This is a genomic window from Polynucleobacter sp. CS-Odin-A6, assembly GCF_018882095.1.
In the GTDB taxonomy this organism is placed as follows: Bacteria; Pseudomonadota; Gammaproteobacteria; order Burkholderiales; family Burkholderiaceae; genus Polynucleobacter.
Genome location: NZ_JACVPD010000004.1, coordinates 210,770 through 229,982, shown reverse-complemented (window position 1 = coordinate 229,982; position 19,213 = coordinate 210,770). Strand labels below are relative to the sequence as shown.

Annotated in this window: 25 protein-coding genes and 1 tRNA gene; 17 read left to right on the top strand and 9 right to left on the bottom strand. The window is 41.8% G+C overall.

Annotated elements, in window-relative coordinates:
* The first annotated feature begins 118 nt into the window (after nucleotides 1–118).
* From ICN15_RS10160 to ICN15_RS10135, 6 genes are all read left to right on the top strand, one after another.
* Nucleotides 119–1,327 carry an integrase arm-type DNA-binding domain-containing protein gene (locus ICN15_RS10160; protein ID WP_216202620.1) on the top strand — a complete coding sequence of 403 codons (1,209 nt, stop codon included), beginning with the start codon at nucleotides 119–121 and terminating at the stop codon, nucleotides 1,325–1,327.
* A gap of 2 nt (nucleotides 1,328–1,329) precedes the next feature.
* A complete protein-coding gene (locus ICN15_RS10155; protein ID WP_216202619.1) occupies nucleotides 1,330–2,199 on the top strand; it encodes a hypothetical protein in 870 nt (289 codons plus the stop codon).
* A gap of 86 nt (nucleotides 2,200–2,285) precedes the next feature.
* Entirely contained in the window at nucleotides 2,286–2,492 is a 207-nt protein-coding gene (locus tag ICN15_RS10150) for an AlpA family transcriptional regulator (RefSeq protein WP_216202618.1), read from the top strand.
* Nucleotides 2,489–4,786, top strand: coding sequence for a phage/plasmid primase, P4 family (locus ICN15_RS10145; RefSeq protein WP_216202617.1), 2,298 nt, complete (start codon nucleotides 2,489–2,491; stop codon nucleotides 4,784–4,786). The genes ICN15_RS10150 and ICN15_RS10145 overlap by 4 nt, the downstream gene beginning before the upstream one ends.
* Before the next feature lie 150 nt (nucleotides 4,787–4,936).
* Nucleotides 4,937–5,239 (top strand): hypothetical protein, encoded by a 303-nt coding sequence (locus tag ICN15_RS10140; RefSeq protein WP_216202616.1) that lies wholly within the window; start codon nucleotides 4,937–4,939, stop codon nucleotides 5,237–5,239.
* A 184-nt stretch (nucleotides 5,240–5,423) separates the two neighbouring features.
* On the top strand, nucleotides 5,424–5,732 hold the full coding sequence (locus ICN15_RS10135; RefSeq protein WP_216202615.1) for a hypothetical protein: 309 nt from the start codon (nucleotides 5,424–5,426) through the stop codon (nucleotides 5,730–5,732).
* A gap of 406 nt (nucleotides 5,733–6,138) precedes the next feature.
* Here ICN15_RS10135 and ICN15_RS10130 read toward each other — a convergent pair whose 3' ends face one another.
* The 3 genes from ICN15_RS10130 to ICN15_RS10120 are packed head-to-tail and all read right to left on the bottom strand — an operon-like array spanning nucleotide 6,139 to nucleotide 7,838.
* Nucleotides 6,139–6,570: a DUF6691 family protein gene (locus tag ICN15_RS10130; RefSeq protein WP_216202663.1), complete on the bottom strand. Its 432-nt coding sequence runs from the start codon at nucleotides 6,568–6,570 to the stop codon at nucleotides 6,139–6,141.
* 2 nt (nucleotides 6,571–6,572) lie between these two features.
* A complete protein-coding gene (locus ICN15_RS10125; RefSeq protein ID WP_216202614.1) occupies nucleotides 6,573–7,013 on the bottom strand; it encodes a YeeE/YedE family protein in 441 nt (146 codons plus the stop codon).
* Between the two features lie 12 nt (nucleotides 7,014–7,025).
* The gene (locus ICN15_RS10120) at nucleotides 7,026–7,838 is read right to left on the bottom strand and encodes a sulfite exporter TauE/SafE family protein (RefSeq protein WP_216202613.1); all 813 of its coding nucleotides are present in this window, start codon (nucleotides 7,836–7,838) and stop codon (nucleotides 7,026–7,028) included.
* A gap of 59 nt (nucleotides 7,839–7,897) precedes the next feature.
* On the opposite strand from ICN15_RS10120, the gene ICN15_RS10115 reads away from it, so the two are divergent.
* The 3 genes from ICN15_RS10115 to ICN15_RS10105 are packed head-to-tail and all read left to right on the top strand — an operon-like array spanning nucleotide 7,898 to nucleotide 9,281.
* Nucleotides 7,898–8,758: an MBL fold metallo-hydrolase gene (locus tag ICN15_RS10115; protein WP_216202612.1), complete on the top strand. Its 861-nt coding sequence runs from the start codon at nucleotides 7,898–7,900 to the stop codon at nucleotides 8,756–8,758.
* 5 nt (nucleotides 8,759–8,763) lie between these two features.
* Complete coding sequence (locus ICN15_RS10110; RefSeq protein WP_216202611.1) at nucleotides 8,764–9,069, top strand: metalloregulator ArsR/SmtB family transcription factor; 306 nt, start codon at nucleotides 8,764–8,766, stop codon at nucleotides 9,067–9,069.
* Nucleotides 9,070–9,086: 17 nt separating this feature from the next.
* Nucleotides 9,087–9,281, top strand: a complete 195-nt coding sequence (locus tag ICN15_RS10105) for a DUF2892 domain-containing protein (protein WP_216202610.1) — start codon at nucleotides 9,087–9,089, stop codon at nucleotides 9,279–9,281.
* A gap of 203 nt (nucleotides 9,282–9,484) precedes the next feature.
* On the opposite strand, the gene ICN15_RS10100 is transcribed toward ICN15_RS10105, so the two are convergent.
* Nucleotides 9,485–10,108, bottom strand: coding sequence for a tyrosine-type recombinase/integrase (locus ICN15_RS10100; protein ID WP_216202609.1), 624 nt, complete (start codon nucleotides 10,106–10,108; stop codon nucleotides 9,485–9,487).
* A 337-nt stretch (nucleotides 10,109–10,445) separates the two neighbouring features.
* On the opposite strand from ICN15_RS10100, the gene ICN15_RS10095 reads away from it, so the two are divergent.
* The 4 genes from ICN15_RS10095 to ICN15_RS10080 all read left to right on the top strand — a co-directional run bounded on the left by ICN15_RS10095 (nucleotide 10,446) and on the right by ICN15_RS10080 (nucleotide 13,313).
* Complete coding sequence (locus tag ICN15_RS10095; protein ID WP_216202608.1) at nucleotides 10,446–10,778, top strand: cupredoxin domain-containing protein; 333 nt, start codon at nucleotides 10,446–10,448, stop codon at nucleotides 10,776–10,778.
* On the top strand, nucleotides 10,775–11,542 hold the full coding sequence (locus ICN15_RS10090; protein ID WP_216202607.1) for a hypothetical protein: 768 nt from the start codon (nucleotides 10,775–10,777) through the stop codon (nucleotides 11,540–11,542). Before ICN15_RS10095 ends, ICN15_RS10090 begins: the two co-directional genes overlap by 4 nt.
* Nucleotides 11,543–11,786: 244 nt before the next feature.
* Complete coding sequence (locus ICN15_RS10085) at nucleotides 11,787–12,356, top strand: DsrE family protein (protein ID WP_096674878.1); 570 nt, start codon at nucleotides 11,787–11,789, stop codon at nucleotides 12,354–12,356.
* A 177-nt stretch (nucleotides 12,357–12,533) separates the two neighbouring features.
* Nucleotides 12,534–13,313: a class I SAM-dependent methyltransferase gene (locus ICN15_RS10080; RefSeq protein ID WP_216202606.1), complete on the top strand. Its 780-nt coding sequence runs from the start codon at nucleotides 12,534–12,536 to the stop codon at nucleotides 13,311–13,313.
* Nucleotides 13,314–13,364: 51 nt separating this feature from the next.
* Here ICN15_RS10080 and ICN15_RS10075 read toward each other — a convergent pair whose 3' ends face one another.
* The 3 genes from ICN15_RS10075 to ICN15_RS10065 all read right to left on the bottom strand — a co-directional run bounded on the left by ICN15_RS10075 (nucleotide 13,365) and on the right by ICN15_RS10065 (nucleotide 15,090).
* Entirely contained in the window at nucleotides 13,365–13,784 is a 420-nt protein-coding gene (locus tag ICN15_RS10075; protein WP_216202605.1) for a CHRD domain-containing protein, read from the bottom strand.
* 104 nt (nucleotides 13,785–13,888) lie between these two features.
* The gene (locus tag ICN15_RS10070; protein ID WP_216202604.1) at nucleotides 13,889–14,497 is read right to left on the bottom strand and encodes a DsbA family protein; all 609 of its coding nucleotides are present in this window, start codon (nucleotides 14,495–14,497) and stop codon (nucleotides 13,889–13,891) included.
* Nucleotides 14,498–14,535: 38 nt separating this feature from the next.
* Nucleotides 14,536–15,090 (bottom strand): demethoxyubiquinone hydroxylase family protein, encoded by a 555-nt coding sequence (locus ICN15_RS10065; RefSeq protein WP_216202603.1) that lies wholly within the window; start codon nucleotides 15,088–15,090, stop codon nucleotides 14,536–14,538.
* Nucleotides 15,091–15,744: 654 nt separating this feature from the next.
* Here ICN15_RS10065 and ICN15_RS10060 point away from each other — a divergent pair.
* The 4 genes from ICN15_RS10060 to ICN15_RS10045 all read left to right on the top strand — a co-directional run bounded on the left by ICN15_RS10060 (nucleotide 15,745) and on the right by ICN15_RS10045 (nucleotide 18,853).
* Complete coding sequence (locus ICN15_RS10060; protein WP_216202602.1) at nucleotides 15,745–16,068, top strand: hypothetical protein; 324 nt, start codon at nucleotides 15,745–15,747, stop codon at nucleotides 16,066–16,068.
* A 295-nt stretch (nucleotides 16,069–16,363) separates the two neighbouring features.
* Nucleotides 16,364–16,774, top strand: a complete 411-nt coding sequence (locus ICN15_RS10055; RefSeq protein WP_255532961.1) for a DUF4149 domain-containing protein — start codon at nucleotides 16,364–16,366, stop codon at nucleotides 16,772–16,774.
* 29 nt (nucleotides 16,775–16,803) lie between these two features.
* Nucleotides 16,804–17,157 carry an HNH endonuclease gene (locus tag ICN15_RS10050; RefSeq protein WP_255532960.1) on the top strand — a complete coding sequence of 118 codons (354 nt, stop codon included), beginning with the start codon at nucleotides 16,804–16,806 and terminating at the stop codon, nucleotides 17,155–17,157.
* A gap of 145 nt (nucleotides 17,158–17,302) precedes the next feature.
* Nucleotides 17,303–18,853 carry a cryptochrome/deoxyribodipyrimidine photo-lyase family protein gene (locus ICN15_RS10045; protein ID WP_216202600.1) on the top strand — a complete coding sequence of 517 codons (1,551 nt, stop codon included), beginning with the start codon at nucleotides 17,303–17,305 and terminating at the stop codon, nucleotides 18,851–18,853.
* A 129-nt stretch (nucleotides 18,854–18,982) separates the two neighbouring features.
* Here ICN15_RS10045 and ICN15_RS10040 read toward each other — a convergent pair whose 3' ends face one another.
* Entirely contained in the window at nucleotides 18,983–19,159 is a 177-nt protein-coding gene (locus ICN15_RS10040) for a hypothetical protein (RefSeq protein WP_216202599.1), read from the bottom strand.
* Nucleotides 19,119–19,208 (bottom strand) — tRNA-Ser (locus tag ICN15_RS10035). Before ICN15_RS10035 ends, ICN15_RS10040 begins: the two co-directional genes overlap by 41 nt.
* Nucleotides 19,209–19,213 lie beyond the last annotated feature (5 nt).

The window sequence follows — 19,213 nt, the reverse complement described above, 5'->3', positions numbered from 1 at the left end:
ACACTCAAGTGTTAATCGCCTAAAAAAGGCTTGAAGTCATACATTGGAATCTATACCAATTTATCTCGTTCTAAGAGTTAATTTTGGTAACAATTTTTGGTAACCAATGGAGAATTAAATGACTATTAAACTCGATTTTCAGACAGTAAAAAATCTTAAAACACCCGGCCGCTACACAGATGCATTAATTAAAGGTCTACATATTTGGGTGAAGCCTAACGAAAATAAGTATTGGATCTTCCGATACACACATCAAGGCAAGCAGCACAATATCAGTCTGGGATCCTTCCCTACTCTAACAATAGCGGAGGCTCGTATTAAGGCCCAACAAGCACGCGATGAGCTCGATCAGGGCACAAACCCAGTAGCAACTAAAAATGCCTCGAAGGCACTAAAACAGGCTCCCAAAACTGAAAAGATACGCTTCAAAGAGTTCGCACATGCCTGCATCCAGACCAAGCGAGCCGAATGGACAAACCAAAAACATGGAGATCAATGGGAATACACGTTAGAAGAATTTGCCTACCCCGTGATTGGCGAGAAACATCTCGATGAAATCACTATGGAGGACATATTAGAGATTCTTAACCCAATCTGGACTACCAAAACTGAAACTGCTTCTAGGTTGAGAGGTAGGCTTGAATGGATCCTTGCTTCAGCAACAACAAGAAAGTTGCGCTCTGGCATCAATCCTGCCCTTTGGAGAGGCTTTTTACAAACGATCTTGCCAGCTCCCAATAAGATTAAAAAGGTTGAGCATCACAAAGCACTTCCCTATCGTCAAGTACCAAACCTGATAGCCCAGCTTCGAGAAATGGACACTATGGGCGCATTGGCTTTGGAGTTCACTATCTTGAATGCTTCAAGAACAGGTGAGGTCATTGGTGGACTAAGAAGCGAACTACAGGATGACTTATGGATTATTCCTGGGGCAAGAATGAAAGCTAAAAAGGAGCATCGAGTCCCACTTTGTAAGCGATCCCTAGAGATACTAGCTATCGCCAAAATCAAAGATGAGGATAGCAAATACTTATTTTCACGGAACGGTAAGAAGCTAACCAATATGGCTATGCCTATGGCACTAAGGAAATTCGACCTAGAAGCGACTGTGCACGGCTTTCGTTCTTCATTTAGGGATTGGGTAAGCGAAGAAACGAACCACCCATCAGAAGTTGCAGAAATGGCACTGGCCCACACCATAAGTAATACTGTGGAAAGAGCCTATCGTAGAAGAGACTTGCTTGAGAAGCGACGTTTGTTATTAAATGACTGGCAAGAGTATTGCAATACGATAAATCAAAATGTTCTTGAATTAAAGGTGGCATAAAAATGAGTAATAAAAAGCACAAGCCTTATCTAGATTTAATAAAAGAAATTGATGATGGTATGGCATCCATAAAGGGTTCCGAGAAAAAACTTTCTAAGGACTTAAAAGTCAAGCTTGACCAACTCTATAAGATTCGAGAATTTTTACTTAATGAAGATACTTACTCACTTCTAGACATGGGTTTACAACACCTCAAAGATAAGCCATTTCGACTTGAGAAAAGCTCCAAAAGAGAATCAAGCCGAGAAAAACTGGCAAGATTAGAAACAGAGTGGACTGTAGCTAAAAATATAGTAATTAAATCGCCCCATGGACCAATTAGAAAATACTCATCAGATAAAGCTATTAAAGCTCGCAAGCAGCAACTTGGAGAAGAGCTGAAGGATCAATTGGATAAGTTAACTTTAGAAGAGCTTAAAAGTGGATTTTTAGAGCTACTAATTGAGCGTGAAAAAGCAAACCAGATAGTTGCAGCCTTTCAAAAAGAAATTACATTTCTTAGTGATAAGTTGACTGAGAAATACTTAAAAGGCCGAATTTCTGCAGTCAAGAATCAAACACAGGGAGTAAAACGAAGAAATCAGAAAGATACTGACTGCAAAAGAGCAGGCCTAACACTCCTAAGAAAAAACTTAAAGAGCGAACTAACTGGAACTGACTTTTCACATTATGTAGTCGTGATGGAAGATCAAGATTTAATGCAAAACAACTCCAAAAGATTAACTTCAACGGAAGAAGGCTGGGATCTCGCTACGCTTAGAAATTATTTCGCTGAAGAAACAAAACTAACGCCTGTATGGAGTAAAAAATTAGCTGCTGAAATTAGAAGTAAATACCCAAAATATACAAGAAAAAATATGATTGAAAACTAAACAGTTAACAGTTAAGTGTTAATCGTGCTTTTTAAGTTGTTCGTTTGAAAATCTATTTATGTTCAACCAAACAGGAGTAAACATAAATGGAGTCAAGTATCAAACTGCTACGGATTAGCGATGTAGCAAATAAAACAACCCTCGCTAAAAGCACCCTTTGGATCAAAATATCTAAAGGGCAATTCCCTAAGCCTATTAAGATTTCTCCAGCCATTAGTGTCTGGAAAGAGTCTGAAGTAGATGCTTGGATTGAAAGTTTTTGCAACCCTTCTTCTCACAAGGAGGCAGCATGAACTTAGATAATTTTCCACAAGAACTCAAGGCAATTAACAACTGGGTTTTGGTTGCACTAAAACCAAAGGCTAATGGTGGCTTTGATAAAGTTCCCGTCAGACTGAACCAAGGTATAGCCGTTGATTCTGCATGGAGCAAATCCTCAAATCGCTTATCTTTTGAGATAGTTAAAGCGCTACTAGACAATGAACTTCTACTAAGTCCAATTGAGAGGCGTTTTCATGGCGTAGGTTTCGTTCTAAACGATACCGATTACATATGCGTTGACCTAGATAAAGCGTTTAGTGGTGACTCATTAAAGCCCTTTGCCAAGGATATTCTGGCTAGTCTTCACGGCTTTGTTGAAAAGTCAGTCAGTCAAACTGGCTTACACATATTCGTTAAAAAGCATGGCTGGGATCTTGGTACTAAGCGAGGCAAGTTTGAAGATGGCTCGGGAATAGATGTTCTATGTAGCGGGACTTTTGTCATGGTTACAGGTGACATCATCGATGATGCTTGTTACAGCATTGGTGAGACTCAAGACTTTTCTGAGTTACATAAGTGGCGCGAGCTACTTAATGGTTCTGATAACGCTAGCACCTTCATAAACCAAGAAGTTCCGTTTGATCACAACATACCTGTTGCAGGTTGGGACGTAGAGCGTATCAGAGCAGAAATTTTGCCAAGGCTAAAAGATTTTGCTGATCGAGACAATTGGCGTGATGTCTGCTTTGCCCTGCACCACCAAACTGGAGGCAGTGATGAAGGATTAGAACTTTTTCATGAGTACAGCCAGCGTATTCCTGAGATGTACGATCCAAGTGAAGTAGATGCCCTTTGGAAAAGCTCTAAACGAGACCCTAATCGTCTTAATAAGACCTTTAGATGGTTATTGCACCTTATACGTCAGCAAATTACCCAAAGTGCTAGCCACATCATGGGTGACTTAGATAATGCTCGTTACTTTAAATCCATGTTTGAAGGTGAGTTCCTGTTTTGTCATTCCAATCGTAAATGGCTTCGTTTTACTGGCATGCGTTGGGAATGGTGCCAAAAAGAGGAACAGATTGGCGCTGCTAAGTTAGTAGCGGAGCAAATTATGGATAAAGCTGGCGAACTCTTTAAGTTAGATCCAACTGGCCCACTATCAAAAGCATGGCAGGCTCATGCCAAAGCAATTCGTAGTAATGGTCGAATCATTGCCATGCTCGAATTAGCGACCAGCGAACCAGGAATGGGAATTAGCAACATTAGTGACTTAGATAGCCAGCCAATGCTCCTAGGTGTCAGTAATGGTGTGTTTGACCTTAAAAACATGAAGTTACTGCTACCTGATCCCAAACTGCTAATTAGTAGGCAAGTTCATGCTGATTACAACCAGGCTGCTACCTGCCCTCTTTGGCTCAAGTTTCTCAATGAAATCTTTATTGGCGATCAAGATGTCATTAATTATGTCCAAAAGGCTTTGGGTTACTCCTTGACGGGCGATGTGTCTGAGGAATTACTTCATTTTTGCTATGGGCATGGCAAAAATGGTAAGTCCGTCATGGCAAATGTCATTGTCAAAATCATGGGTGATTATGTACAGACGGCTAACTTTGATCTGCTAGCACTCAAAGAATCAGGCGCTACCAATGATGTTGCCCGCCTAGCTGGTGCACGTTTAGTCATGGCTAATGAGACACGCGAAAATCAAAGGCTGGATGATCAAAAACTTAAAGCTTTGGTCTCAACCGAAAAGATTACTGCACGCTTTATGTATGCCGAGTTCTTTGAGTTTTGGCCACAGTTCAAGATTTGGCTGCGTGGCAACTACAAACCCATCATTACCGATAGTAGCAATGGTGCATGGCGCCGGATGAGGTTAATCCCCTTTGAATATCAAGTGCCAGAGGATAAAACCGACCACAAGTTAGAAGAGAAACTTCTAGCCGAGAAGGAAGGGATATTAGCTTGGATGATTGATGGCTGTTACCGCTGGCAACAAGAGCACCTACCCGCTCCAAAAAGGATTGAAGATGCTAGTCGTGTGTATCAAGAAGAGTCAGACATGCTTGGGGAGTTTTTGGAAGATTGCTGCGAAGTTGGTGCTGGTAAGTCTGAAAGTCAGAAATCTGTATTTGGCACTTACCGCATGTGGGCTAATAAAAATGGTACGCACCCAGTCACTCAAAAGTCATTTACACGTCAATTAGGTAGTCGTGGAGTCGATACAAAACGAGTAAAGGCGCAAGGTGAAACTAACCGTTTTTATATCGGTCTAGAGCTCAACGAAAAGGCGCAGAACGAGTGGAAGTGGTTTTTCCAATAACAACGAAAAAGTGTAGCGGTGACGATAGTGACGATTTGATACCCAATTCCCAAAAGTACTCTAAGCATTTTTCTCATGAGGAACTTTTAGGAAACGACTCATATTTCGACACCATCGTCACCAAAAATCTAAATAAATAAGGAATACAAAATGAAAGCAACAAAAAAACAAGTAATCGATGAATTAAAGCAACTCGAGCGTAAATATGAAATGCTCGTCTGGTACGCCAGAAAGACACCTAAACAAATCGCAACGATTGAAGGAGTCAGGATTGAAGCCGCAAATCTAGAAAGGGAGTATCCCAATGAAACAGATGCCCTAAGGTCAGTTACAACAGGCGACTGGCACCATGGATTTAATAGTGGAATGCTAGCCGCAACCCGGTTTGCTCAGGATGCACTAGATATAGGTATTGATGTTGCCTATATACCCTTTCCTGATCTCAGTACATAGCTGGACTTAAGCGCGCGAGAGGATGGACTTGGTCTTGAACCCCATTTTCAGCCCCTTGCACCAATTGTTCACAACTAAGCACACAGCTAGCCAAGAAATGTTCTCAAAAGTTAATTGGACTTCCTGTGTGTTTTTAAAAAATAAAAAATTGTCAGAAAAATGACTGCTCAAAAAGAGCTAAAAAATGGCAATAAACAGTCAAAAAGGTATAGAAATAATGCAAAAACGTACCAAAAAACGCAACAAACTAACAACTAATAGCGAAATTACTGAGCTTGCCTATGCATTACACGTTTCAGCAAATAGGCTTCGCTTAACTATTTCACAAATCAACATCCCTGCTGCTTATCGTCTTCAAATAGCTAGACATGTGCAATGGATGATTGGGCAAGCAAAGTCTTTGGGGGAAGAATTGAATGCGCCACAACCAAATGCGTTCTTAACTAAAGACTCAACTGAGAAAATTGCAGAGCATCTTGGATTGTTTGACTGAGAAAATATAGCTAGCTTGCTCTCATAGGTACCATCTAGGGGAGGTAAGCACCTCGAAAGGAAAAGGCGTATGCCTGTTTCTTGAAGGCGGGGGTCTACCCCGCCACTTTATTTAATCTGCAATTTGCAACCAGAACCGATGTACTGCAATCTTAACAATTGGTAACTTCTTTGGTAACAATACTAAATTCGGTGCTCCAAGCCAGATCTATTGGGGTTAATTGGCGGACAGTACCTCCGTAGACTGCAACACCAAAGGAGCGCCAGTAATTACATTGGCTGCTTTAGAGTTATTCCAGCCACTCAAACAAGCCTTTTTGGGACGATTGACCGTCCCAATTCGGCCAATAACAGCCGTTAGAGCAGAGGATTAAAAACACCAAAACTACCTCTAGGTATTCATGAAATTAAACGACACTCTCTGAAAATACTTTCTTATAGGGATGATCATGTATGTACATTCCTGACAGCATTGCAACAACAAAGATGATTGCCTTCTGATTTCCAGATCCAAGGGCAACAAGAGCGGGTCCAGGGCATAACCCTGCGATTGCCCAACCAGCTCCAAACAAGATACTCCCAACAACTAAATCTTTGTTGATGTGTGTTTTACCGGAAAGGTGAAGAGGCTCTTCAAAGTAAGTCGTTTTCTTTTTTTCAATAAACCTAAATCCAAAAAAGGTGACGAAAATTGCACCTATCATGACAAACATGAGGCTAGGGTCCCATTGCCCAAATAAGTCTAGAAACCCAATGACTTTGGCAGGATTGGTCATTCCAGAAATGATAAGTCCGATACCAAAACCTAGTCCAGCAAGAAAGGTGAGTAGGTTTTTCATAATTAATTGATCCAATGAAGTAATAGATAGCAAACAATAAATCCTGAAGTCATAAAGCTCAGGGTTGCAATAAGCGAGCGTGTCGATAATCTACCAAGTCCACAAACCCCATGACCACTCGTGCATCCCGAACCCATTCTTGTTCCAAAACCGACTAATAATCCTGCTATGACAAGCTCAATTGAGCTCTTATTGATTTCGATGGTCGGTACTCCAAAAATTATTGAATAAATTTGATATGAGCCAATCAGCCCTAAAAGAAAAAGAATTCTCCACAAGTAATGATCCTTAGGTGTATTTTGAAATTGCATTAGAGCGCCGATAATCCCGCTAATTCCTGCAATTCTTCCTTTAAAGGCGATCAGAAAAACAGCGCCAAGCCCTAAGATAGCCCCACCAATAAGCGATGAAACTGGGGTGAATTCTTGCCAATTAATTATCATGTTCTTAAACACCTATATATCTAGAAAAGATTTGTAAAGCATGTATACGCCAACCAAAAATGTGAAGGATGCAAATATCTGTTGAATGCGTAAAGGATCTAACTTTTGAGAGAACTGCCTACTGATGAGTAAGCCAATAATGGCGCCTACTGAGAATAAAGTAGCAATAGGTAGATTTAAGGTTCCTGCAAATGCTGAGATTCCTGCGCTACCAATTGCAATGATTGCCATCACCCCTAATGATGAGCTGATAATTGAATTTGTTGACAGGTTGGTGTATTTACGAAGCGCTGGAACAATCACGAATCCACCTCCGACACCTAGAAGTCCAGATAAAAAACCAGAGACTGCGCCAACACTTAACAAAGTCAAAAAACAGGGCTTAGTCCATGTTAGTTTTCCAGTTATATCGTTTAATTGGCAGATCGTATTGTTATTTATCTTTAGGTTAGTTTCATCTTGGTTGAAGATTGCCTGTAGGAAAAAACGTATTGATATGCCTATCAATATCAGCCCGAATAGCGCAACTAATGGTCGGTTGGGCACTTGGTGCGCTAGCCACAAACCAAAGGGAGCAGTAGTTAAACCAGCAAGCCCAATTAATAGAGCGGCTTTGTATCTTAAGGTTTTTTTTCTGTGGGCTAAAAGAGCTCCAATGCCAGCCGAGGAAGCAATAGCCATCAGTGCGATTGGACCCGCCTCTGCAATACTTAAGTGTAAAAAATAGACCAGCGCTGGAACTGAGACTATGCCTCCACCTGCGCCAGTGAGACCCATTAATAGACCAATAAATAGGCCCAAACTTGAGGTGGTGATCATTTCCATGTTTACATTATAGTGAAATATAATATATATTTCAATATATTAAATAGGTGGAGATTTGCATGAAAGCACAAATCAGGAGTTTTTTTGATAAGGCCACTTGGACCTTTACCTATGTTGTCTCAGATCCAGAGGCAAGGGTTTGCATTGTGATTGATCCTGTTTTAAATTATGACCCCAAATCAGGCAAGACTCTAACGCAATCAGCCGATCAGGTTATTGAATACATTACAAGTAACCAGCTGCAATTGAAATGGATTTTAGAGACGCACGCTCATGCTGATCATTTAACCGCTGCTAAGTACTTGCAGGATGTGCTTGGTGGAAAAATTGCGATTGGCGAAAAAGTGCAAAAGATTCAAGGGGTATTTAAAGGAATATTTAATTTAGGTGATGAATTTAAGGCTGACGGCTCCCAGTTCGACCATTTGATTAAGGGTGGTGAGAATATCCCTTTCGGAAATCTCAAGATTGAATCAATAGCTGTTCCAGGGCATACTCCAGCTTGCTTAGCCTATAAGATCGATGATGCTATTTTTATAGGGGATACATTGTTTCCGCCAGATGTTGGCACAGCTCGTTGTGACTTCCCAGGTGGGGATGCCAGCACCCTATATAAATCAATTAAAAATATACTCAGTTATCCTGAGTCCACAAATTTATACATGTGTCATGACTACCCACCAACTGATAGGCAAGTTATTGGTAGAACTACTGTCGGAGAGCAGCGGACAAATAATATTCATATCCGTGACGGCGTGACAGAGGATGCTTTTGTTCAAATGAGAAAAGCTAGGGATGCTATGTTAGAGGTACCAGTTTTATTGTTACCCTCTATACAAGTTAATATCCGAGCTGGAGCTATGCCTCCTAAAGAGGATAACGGCACTTCGTACATGAAGATTCCAATCAATTTGCTCTAAACGATATGAAAACAATCAATCTTAAAAAGATGCAATCATCTGCTGATGATGCTTGTCGCTTAATGAAAGTCCTTTCCAATAGAGATCGGATGATGCTGCTATGCCAAATAAGTCAGGGTGAAATGTGCGTTGGTGAGCTAGAGGAATGCCTTGATATTCATCAGCCCACCTTGTCTCAGCAGCTAACCATTCTCAGAAATGAAGAATTAGTTGAGACCAGACGAGAGGGAAAGCAAATTTATTATTCGCTTTCTAATCATGTTGCATTAGAAGTCATGAATGTGCTGTATAAAAATTACTGCAGTAAATAACCAAAAGGAGTCTTTATATGAAAAGCAATATTGGCGGTATTGATCGTATTCTCCGCATTGTGGTTGGTCTAGTTTTAATTGGCTTAGCTGCGACTGGAGTTGTTGGTACTTGGGGTTGGGTTGGTGTTGTACCGCTCGCAACATCCTTATTTAGATTCTGTCCAGCTTACACAATCTTAGACACTAATACCTGCAGTAAATTGTCCTCTTAAGCTAGTAGAGGTCGTTCTTAATTGCGTATATGCGTATATGAGTGTATGCGTATATATAAATTTATAACCTAAGATTATGCTGATGGAGTGTTCCACCAAGGTCAGATTTGGGTCGGAAGCAGCCTGCCATGGGACGACTCATTGATTGACCGCTAATGAGTGAGGGGCGGACTATGGCTTTCGATCACAGCCCGCTTTTACACTTAAACCTCAGTTTGTTCAGCCATCTCCAAAGCATCATCCACTTCAATACCAAGATAGCGAACCGTGCTTTCTAGCTTGGTATGCCCTAAAAGTAGCTGAATGGCTCTTAGATTTTTGGTTCTTCGATAAATTAATGAAACCTTAGTACGACGCATCGTATGGGTTCCATAGTTTGCCGATTCCAAACCAATAGAGCTCACCCAGCCGTGAACAATCCTAGCGTACTGCCTAGTTGATAAATGGGGAGATTCAATTATGCGACTAGGAAATAAATAGTCCTCTGGGTGCAAGGTATCAAATCTCATCCACTGTTCAACTGCAACTCTAGTCGGCTCAGTAATCTCAAACTGGACTGGCCGATGGGTCTTTTGCTGCAAGATAGTGGTTCTGGAAGAAACATGGTCTCCAGTGCAGATATCTCTCACCTTTAACTTTAATAAATCACAGGCTCGCAGCTTGCTGTCTATAGCTAGATTGAATAAGGCTAAATCCCGTTTGTTATCACCTAGCTGAAGTCTTACTCGAATGGCCCAAATATCTTTTAACTTAAGCGGTGCTTTCTGCCCTGTTAGCTTGCCTTTATTCCAGGGCTCTTTATGTGCAATTGCAATAAGCTGTTCCATGACATTCTCCTTATGTGAAAGGGAATATCACTCTGCGCTGAATTAAAGCTATCAGCAAGGGATGTAGAAGTCCTCTAGGCGGTCACTCAATTAACTAGTTATAGCAGACCGCTATCGACCCATAAGTGACATTCAGGGATAACAAAACCCGTCCGAAGGTCTCTTTAGTGTTTCTTGGTGACCGCAGCGGAATCGAACAGGGCCTTGGATGCGCAATCCGATGGCCAACATATCAAAGCAGGCACTCTCAGCATGGTTCTCTACTTTTATTAAATGAGAGTCATTCTTAATAAGGTATACAATGAGAATCATTCCTATTTGATAAAGATCTTATTTTATGAAAAACACTATTGCTTACGCCTTATTTTGCCTAATGATTGGAGTAGCTACCTTGGTGAGCGCCAACCAGTCAGAAATCACCATCAAGATTCAAAAGGGACGCTTCTCACCCGCCCAAATTGAAATCCCAGCAGATACCAAAGTAAGACTGGTGATTCAGAATCTGGATGACACCCCAGAAGAGTTTGAAAGCCACGATCTAAATCGAGAAGTGTTTATTAAAGCAAACAGTAGCGCCTCTTTCTATATTGGCCCACTTTCACCAGGACGCTACAAGTTTGAAGGTGAATTTAGTCCAGAAACTGCTCAAGGTGAGGTCATTGTTAAATGAAAAGAATTGTCATGCCGCCTGTTCGATGGATAGTGGCATCTATCTTTTTGTTAACCGCCACATTTACATATGCCGGCGAATATCTCAGCGGGCCAGCTGACTACATTTATAGCCCAAGAGTTGAGGAAGGTGAGCGAGAGATTGACACTAAATTTGGTACTCAAAAGCCCAGAAGCGGCGAAGACTCAAGGCAATCAGGCGCCTCTATCGGCTTTGGTTATGGCGTCACTTCTTGGTGGTTCACCGAAATATATGGAAAAAATACTTGGGATGGCAATAACTCTCAATTTGACGCTATTGAGTGGGAAAATAAATTCCAACTAACTGAGACAGGGAAATATTTTGTAGATGTAGGATTCTTAATTGAATTAGAGCGCCCACAAAATCGAAATGAAGGGTATGAGGCTAAGTATGGTTTTTTATTGCAAAAGGACTGGAATAAGTGGCAGGCAAACTTAAACCTACTGATGCAAGGTCATTACACTGGCACCGAAAATCAAGGCACCTATTTTGGCTATCAGGGGCAAGTGAAGTATCGCCTTCAACCTGAGCTTCAGCTCGGAGCACAACTATTTTCTTGGCTTGGACAACTGAATAATTGGAACACGAATCAACAACAGCAAACCAGTGTCGGACCGGCTATATTTGGAAAAACTAAACTTGGTAGAAAAGAAGCGCTTGTCTATAACATTGCCTATCTTTGGGGAACAACTACCGCATCCCCAAAAAACACAATACGTATGCAGGTTGAGTATGAGTTCTAATGAGCGTCGCTTAAATGGACGCTTGACGGACGCAGGGATGACAAACCCCCAATTCATAAACTGTCCTTTTAAAGGACGCCTCTAGGTAGGGATATCCGAGAGTAGTAGTGGACAACCCTACTAGGCACAAAAAAACACCTCAGCTGGCCCCTTGAGGCATAGTTATAAGCATATAAGAAAAGTATTAGTAAATAAATTGTGTTGTAAAGCAAAATGATCACTTCGATTTAATAGGATAAAAATTATGAATTATTTAAAGCTATTGGTTATTTTGAGCGTGTTCATTTTTCAAGGCCATGCTTTTGCCGCCTCTGAGGTAGAGCAGTACGGAACAGCCAAGTTTCAAAGCTACCAAGATATTGAATCTGTTAAGCAACTCAAAGTTGTTTGGGATTTTAATTTTCAGGATCCAAAAAGTGTCAATGGCGTTTTTAATAATCTCGCCGCATTACTCAAAGCAACCGCCGAATATGGTCCGCATGATTTTGAGCCCATCAAGGTCGTAATCGTATCGCATGGGCCGGAGTTGGTGGTATTTGACAAGCGTAACTATGCGAAATATAAAGATGTAGTCGAGCGTGCGAGTAACTTTGCCAAACAAGGTGTTAAATTTGAAATTTGTAATAACGCCGCCAAGGCTGTAGGCTCTAGACCAGAGGATCTATACGGCTTTGTTACGGTTGTACCAGCAGGGCCCTATGCCTTGGCTTATTGGCAGTCAAAAGGCTACTCATTAAATGCCGTCGGGGCTACGATGCCAACAGGGCCTTTAAGTGAACTGAATAAGGCGGATGTTCATCCAAAAATTGAGTAGGTCCCTTTAAGGGGCAGTTTTAGTCGAGGATAAAGACGGTCTATCCGAGGCCGATGGCGTCCAACCCTACCAAGCTACAAAAGAAAATAGCCCAACAAGTGGGCTATTGAGATTCTTGGTGGCCCGGGGCGAAGGATTCCTTCTCCGCCCTTAGCAATGCTTTGCTAATATCAAGCTATGAAACGAATTGACTACGGTATTGATGCTCCCAATCTATTTAGGGGCTTTATCACTGGCTCGCTGATTAGCTTTAGCTTGCTGGTTATGAGTCGAGCCCTATTTGAGCCCAACCTCATTACATCTATTGTCGATATTCCTTTGGCTGTTATGGCTCTTTATTTAGGCTTTATGGGATGCCTAATGTATTGCTATAGCAAATTCGTCAAACTCATAGATGCTCAAAGGTTATTGGGTGTCAGAAATTGGACTGGTAACGAGCAAGTGCTTGATATTGGCTGTGGCAGAGGTTTGTTCTTGATCAATGCGGCACAAAGACTTTTCACTGGCAAAGCCATAGGAATTGATATTTGGTCTGCCACTGACCAGTCAGATAACTCACAAGCCCAAACCCTTGATAACTTAGCTTTAGCTAAAGTGACTGCCAAGTGTGAAGTTCAAACAGCGGATATGAGAAATCTTCCCTTTACCAATAATCACTTTGATGTCATTACCTCTGGTTGGGTAATTCACAATCTTGAAAAGCTCGAGGATCGCAAAGAGGTTATCCGAGAAATTGTTCGTACATTAAAACCCGGCGGAATGATTTTAGTCTCTGATATCGTCAATCAAACTGAGTATGTGGTGCTCTTCAAGGAGTTTGGACTAATTAACATCACGCTTCATAGAAACCCTATTCGAGAGGCTTTCTTAAAGGCGGTATCTTTTGGAAGTTTTGGTCCTTTTGGAATATCCGCAACCAAGCCATTAAAGAAAATAGCCCAACAAGTGGGCTATTGAAATTCTTGGTGGCCCGGGGCGGAATCGACCAGGGCCGAGGATGTCTAATCCTTATGGCTTTAGCTGAGCTCTAATTTCGCCAGGCTTATTGGTAGCGCTGTGAACATTGAGATAAAGATTGCCGCTCTTCAAACTTTGGAGCTGAGCATCTGTTAATTTGGCACCAGCGGGAGCTGACCAAACATTATCAGCAGTCTTGGTAAATGGCACGATGACAGGACCATTTTGACCCATTGCCCCTTCATGAATATGAGCCATGGTTCCATCAACACCATTAGTGGTAATTGTTCCTGATACTGAACCATCTGGACCAACCATAATTGATCCCACCCCAGAAGCTGAAGTCATGACTGGCGGAACCTCTTGAGATCCAGAGAGTGTTACTTTCATTGACTGCGCTGAAACAGCTAATGAAGCAAAACCAATACAAATCCCGATTATATTTTTAATTAAAGTGTTACTTTTTATCATGTGTATCTCCTATAGGTTTACTTCTAGATTCAGACTATCACAACCAAGTTAATAAGATATGTTGCGTGTTTAAATTAAAAGAAATAGCCCAACCAGTAGGCTATTTAGATATTCAGACTTCGAATAATTGCAGATAACTCATCAAATGTTTTATATCCATTAATAGGCATGAAGCTCTTGGGTGAAAAGTCTTTCTCGCCGATTAACATTGCCGGCAAGCCTTGAAAGCCATAAATCTTAAATTCTTGCTCGTCAGCCATCACATGCTTAGTCAACTGACCATTATCAAGAGCTTGTCTTAATAGCTGGCCATTAACTCCTCTCTGGGAGGCAATCTGCATTACCACTTCTTCATTGCTAATATCCAGACCTTCTAAAAAGAATGCATCAAATAGTGCCCTTGCCAGTTTTAGCGATAGCCCCTGAGAGTTAGCAAAATAAACACTTTCTTGCGCAAGCCAGGTGTAGGCTAGAAATTTAGGAGTTAAAAGCTTCAGCCCCTCATCTGCAACAATGGGCTCTAACTTAGCCTCCTCAAAGTTACTTAAGTAGGATTGCGACGGTGAGATATTACCTTCTACTGGACTTAACTCAAACGCCCTCCATACTATTTCCACTGTGTCTTGATGCTGTGCCTGTATCTTCTCTAGAACGATGGTTTGAAAATAACTGTATGGACATTCAAGGTCAGCCCAAACCTGAATCTGCATCATTGTTTTACCTTTAGTAATTCACTACATTCATCAATTTTTTATATACGTTTTGCCAGCAAAACTGCCGTCGCTGAGCCGCTACCCACCATAGCGCACCATGCTCTCAGGGCTAATGGTAGTGAGGGGGAGGCTTTTGATCTTGCTTCATTTTTATGACCAATCTCATCGGCTTGGCAGCGGATTAATAGGTCAAGTAATTGCTCATGGCCGCCATGTTTTTTGAGGTAATTAATCTGCTCTTGGTAGTGCTGCTCTACGAATGTTTCAACTGCAGCAATAGTTGCATAGACTGCTTTTCTGCCAAATAGTGCTGGTATGGCTCCTGTTAGCCATCCCGCTATTCGCCATGGCCCTAGCAAACGGCTTCGATACTTCCTCTCAAAGACAGCCTCTATTAGCTGTAAATGCTCCGCTTCAGTAGCCCCATGTTCTTTTGCAAAATGGATGAGCTCTTGATCTTTAAGCAATGTCGCAACAGCAATGATGCCTTTGTAAATATAGACAGCACCTGTTTCACCCGCATGATCAGATCGGAGTTCTTGCTCTAGGTATTTAGAGTATGAGGCTATGCCAGACTCAATCACAGCACTCATCTTAAACATGCCCTGATATAACTAAGCACTTCGTCATAAAACTGTCGCATCTTTTGTATCAATTTCATTTTTGGTTATGGAAGGTAATCTGCGGGATCAAATTTGGAAGTGGGATCTAGCATTTTTTTACTTTTTGCATCTTTAGTTTGGTTCTTTGTGCTTTCTACTTATTTACCTCAAAAAAAGAAGTCGCCCAAAAGCGACTTAAGGACCCTAAATACGGGTCAGAAGACATGAACCATTCTCTACCCATCAGAGCTTTTATGTTTAAAACTACTAACAAAGGGGTTTTTACGGCTCTGCACCATCAAATAATTGAGCGCATACTAACTAAGTATTAACCCTAATGCATAAAACTAAAGGAGCCTTAAATGACACAGTTCAAACAGTTTCTTAATAATTTGGTCTTGGCTTTAATTGATGCTCGCAAAGCGTATGCCAAGCGTCATTTGAACCATTTATTGGGCTCATAACCCTTTTTAGGCAACCCTAAATGCGCTTAACCGTATTTCGTTATAGAGTCTGTAACACGTTGAGAGGCTAGATGGAGCGTCTGTCATTGAAGATGATGACTTAGCGGTAGACGAGTCCGGTCTTGATATTCATGGAAGAATAGCCGCTAATTAATCGGAACAACCTTAAAGGAAAAGGACTATGTCTATATTTCGCAGTTTTGTACTCTTGGGTTTTTTCTTGCTTGTGTCCAATCAGTCATACGCCCAGGCAATCTCTAAAGACTATCAAAAGAATTGTGCTCGTGAGCAAGTGGCTGAGCATCAAGGCATTAAAGGCAAAGCACTTACTGAGGAAGACTTTACCGCTTATTGCGGCTGCCAAGCCAACTTCATTTCTAAAACGGCTTCAAATCGACAAGTTAATGAGTTGGTCATGAATCCAAAAGCAAAGCCTGAGTGGCTCAAGGTTATAGAGTTAAAGGCCATGAAAGCTTGCTTCACAGATCCTAAAATGACTACTTAGGATTTAGGAAATATATGGATGACTTTGGTCCTGTCATTTTGATTGAAGTAATACTCGTGTTTGGAGGGCTTTTACTATTTGCATGGTGGCAATTACGAGACCTTCGGAAAGAGCGAGAAAAAAATCAGAAGAAAAAAGGGTAAGAAACTTAAAGATTAGTTCGACACTCTACTTTGCTGAAATCATCACGTAGCTCAGTGCTCAAATTGATTCACCAAAATGCTTTACTGTTTTAATAATTGCATCATTTAGTACGCCAGTTTGCATACAACCCTATTTATCTTGAGGCTACACTTTGTTTGAAAACGCTCTCCACATATCTGCTTTATTAACTTCCTCCTTACTTTTTGGGGGCATGTTATTTTTCTCCGCAAGCTTTGCTGCTTTTTTACTTAAATCCTTACCGCCAACAGAAGCACGTGCATTAATACGCAAGGCCTTCCCTTCTTTTTATATTTTTGTGGTGATCACATCACTCATTGCAGCATTACTGGCCCTAGCGAGCAGTCTATTTAGTGCCAGTATCTTGGCGCTCATTGCCCTATCCACTATTCCTACTCGTCAAATCTTAATGCCCGCAATTAATGCGGCAACGGACGCAAAACTAAAACAGCGTTTCTTAGTGCTGCATGGTTTATCTGTGCTTATTACCTTGGCACATATTGTTGCATTAGGATTTGTGATTGTTGATTTAGCAGCCCAGTAAACAAGCCTGGTTCTCAGGCTACCCATGTTATGACCGGACGCATTAAGAAAAAACTGATTCTGTCTGAGTTGAGTAATACTCCAGATCAACAATCTGAATTATTGATTTGCCCACTATGCGACAGAGCCGTTCCAAAATCTCAGCGAGATGAGCACCACCTAGTTCCCAAGTCCCATGGGGGTCGCCAAACCGCGGTATTGCATCGTATTTGCCATCGACAGATCCATGCCGTCTTGACTGAAACCGAGCTCGCGCGTCAATACAATACTGTTGAACAACTCAGGCTACAAGCTGACTTAGCGGGTTTTATTGAGTGGGTTCGCTTAAAGCCCGATGATTTTTTTGAGCGTACACGCAAAAGTCGAAGGTTAAAGTCTGCGTAGTGCCTTGTATCAGCATAAAGTATGACAAAGCAGTCTTGCTAGTTGGGCAAAATTAGCCAAAGGCTTTTATGATGAGACATTGCATCTCAAAAAGATTAATTTTGAGTTGATATTCATCTAAATCAATTTCTAATACTACTAAATTATGAGTTATCAACTGGTTTGGTTTAAGCGTGACTTACGCTGTGAGGACCACGCCGCACTTGTCGAGGCTTCAAAGCTAGGCCCCATTCGCTGTATTTATGTGCTTGAGCCTACGCTATGGATGCAGCCAGATGTTGCCCTTCAACATTTTGAGTTTATTCGAGAGTGTCTTCACGATCTAGATGCCCAACTCCATTTACTTGGTGGCACTTTGGAGGTTCATGAAGGTGAAGTTACTGAAGTACTGAATAACATCTGGGTAGCCAGTCCTTTTCAAGGTTTGCATTCTCACCAGGAAACTGGCAACGGATTTACCTATTCCAGAGATCAAGAGGTTAGTAAATGGTGTCAGTCCCATGGCCTTCATTGGGGTCAATATGCCCAGTTTGGAGTTACTAGAGGATTAAAAAATCGTAATGAATGGCAAGCTAATTGGCAAAAGCACATGGAAGCACCTTTATATGAAATTCATCCAATTCAATTTTGGGAAGCATCACCTGTACCGAACTCCAGTGCTCAGTGTCTGACGCCATCTACGATGCAGGCGCCTGCGCACCTTAGACACAATCCACCCTTGAGACAACGTGGCGGAAGATCCCTTGCACTAAAAACACTCAATAGTTTTTTGAAGCAGCGGAGCATGGGGTACCGCGGCGGGATCTCATCACCTCTATCAGCGCCAGATGCATGTTCCCGATTATCTGTGTATCTGACCTATGGGTGCCTCAGCATTAGGGAGGTAGTGCAAGCTACGAACGAAGAACTACTTCAAACTCCGCCTCAAGCCAGCCGAAAAATATCAGGTCTGTCTGCCTTCATGAGTCGCTTATATTGGCATTGTCATTTCATTCAAAAGCTGGAGAGTGAACCTGAAATCGAGTGGCGAAATATGCACCGTGGATATGATGCATTACGCGAGAATGAATTCAATGACGATTACTTCAATGCCTTAAAGGATGGTAAGACAGGTTGGCCTATGGTGGACGCCTGTGTCGTCATGCTACGTGAAACGGGATGGCTTAATTTTAGAATGCGCGCAATGCTGGTTTCAGTTGCAGCTTATCCACTTTGGTTGCACTGGAAACCAGTAGGAGATTGGTTAGCCACCCAATTTTTAGACTACGAGCCCGGAATCCATTGGAGTCAACTACAAATGCAATCGGGCACGACCGGGATCAACGTGACACGTGTTTATAACCCGATCAAGCAAGCGCAAGATCATGATCAAAAAGGCTTTTTTGTTAGAAAATGGCTTCCTCACATGCGTCAAATACCGAATATGTGGCTTTTTGAGCCGTGGAACATGACTCAGGAAGAGCAAAATAATATCGGCGTTTATATAGGTAAAGATATTCCACAGCCAATAGTAGACATAGCTATCGCTACAAAAGTGTCTAAGGATCGCTTGCATGCTAGGCGTAACTTATCAGACGTTCGGGCTGGTAAAAAATCAGTGATTGATAAACATGCTTCTCGAGCAAAAAGAACTGGCCGCAAAAGCTCTAAAGTGAAGACTACAGAATCAAGCCCACAACTTACTCTTGGGTTTTAGCGAGGCTCTCATAGAGTGGCTGATCTCACCCAACTAAGCTTTTATTTCGGGGGTCAACTAACTACCTTGACCTCAACCCGTCGTGCAACATACTAAAAACTGCGTAAGTGCAAGGAATCAACCATCCGATCATCCCAAGCGACCGCTAATGGCCGAAAGCAGACCCTCAATGCCAAAAGAAAAGCCACCCCGCAGAGTGGCTTTGGTAACGATTTTGGTAACAAGGCTGTTGTATTGCCACAAACCCTTGTAATACCTATTGACTTGGCGGAAGAGGTGAGATTCGAACTCACGGAGGACTTTCATCCTCGCCAGTTTTCAAGACTGGTGCATTCAACCGCTCTGCCACTCTTCCTTCGC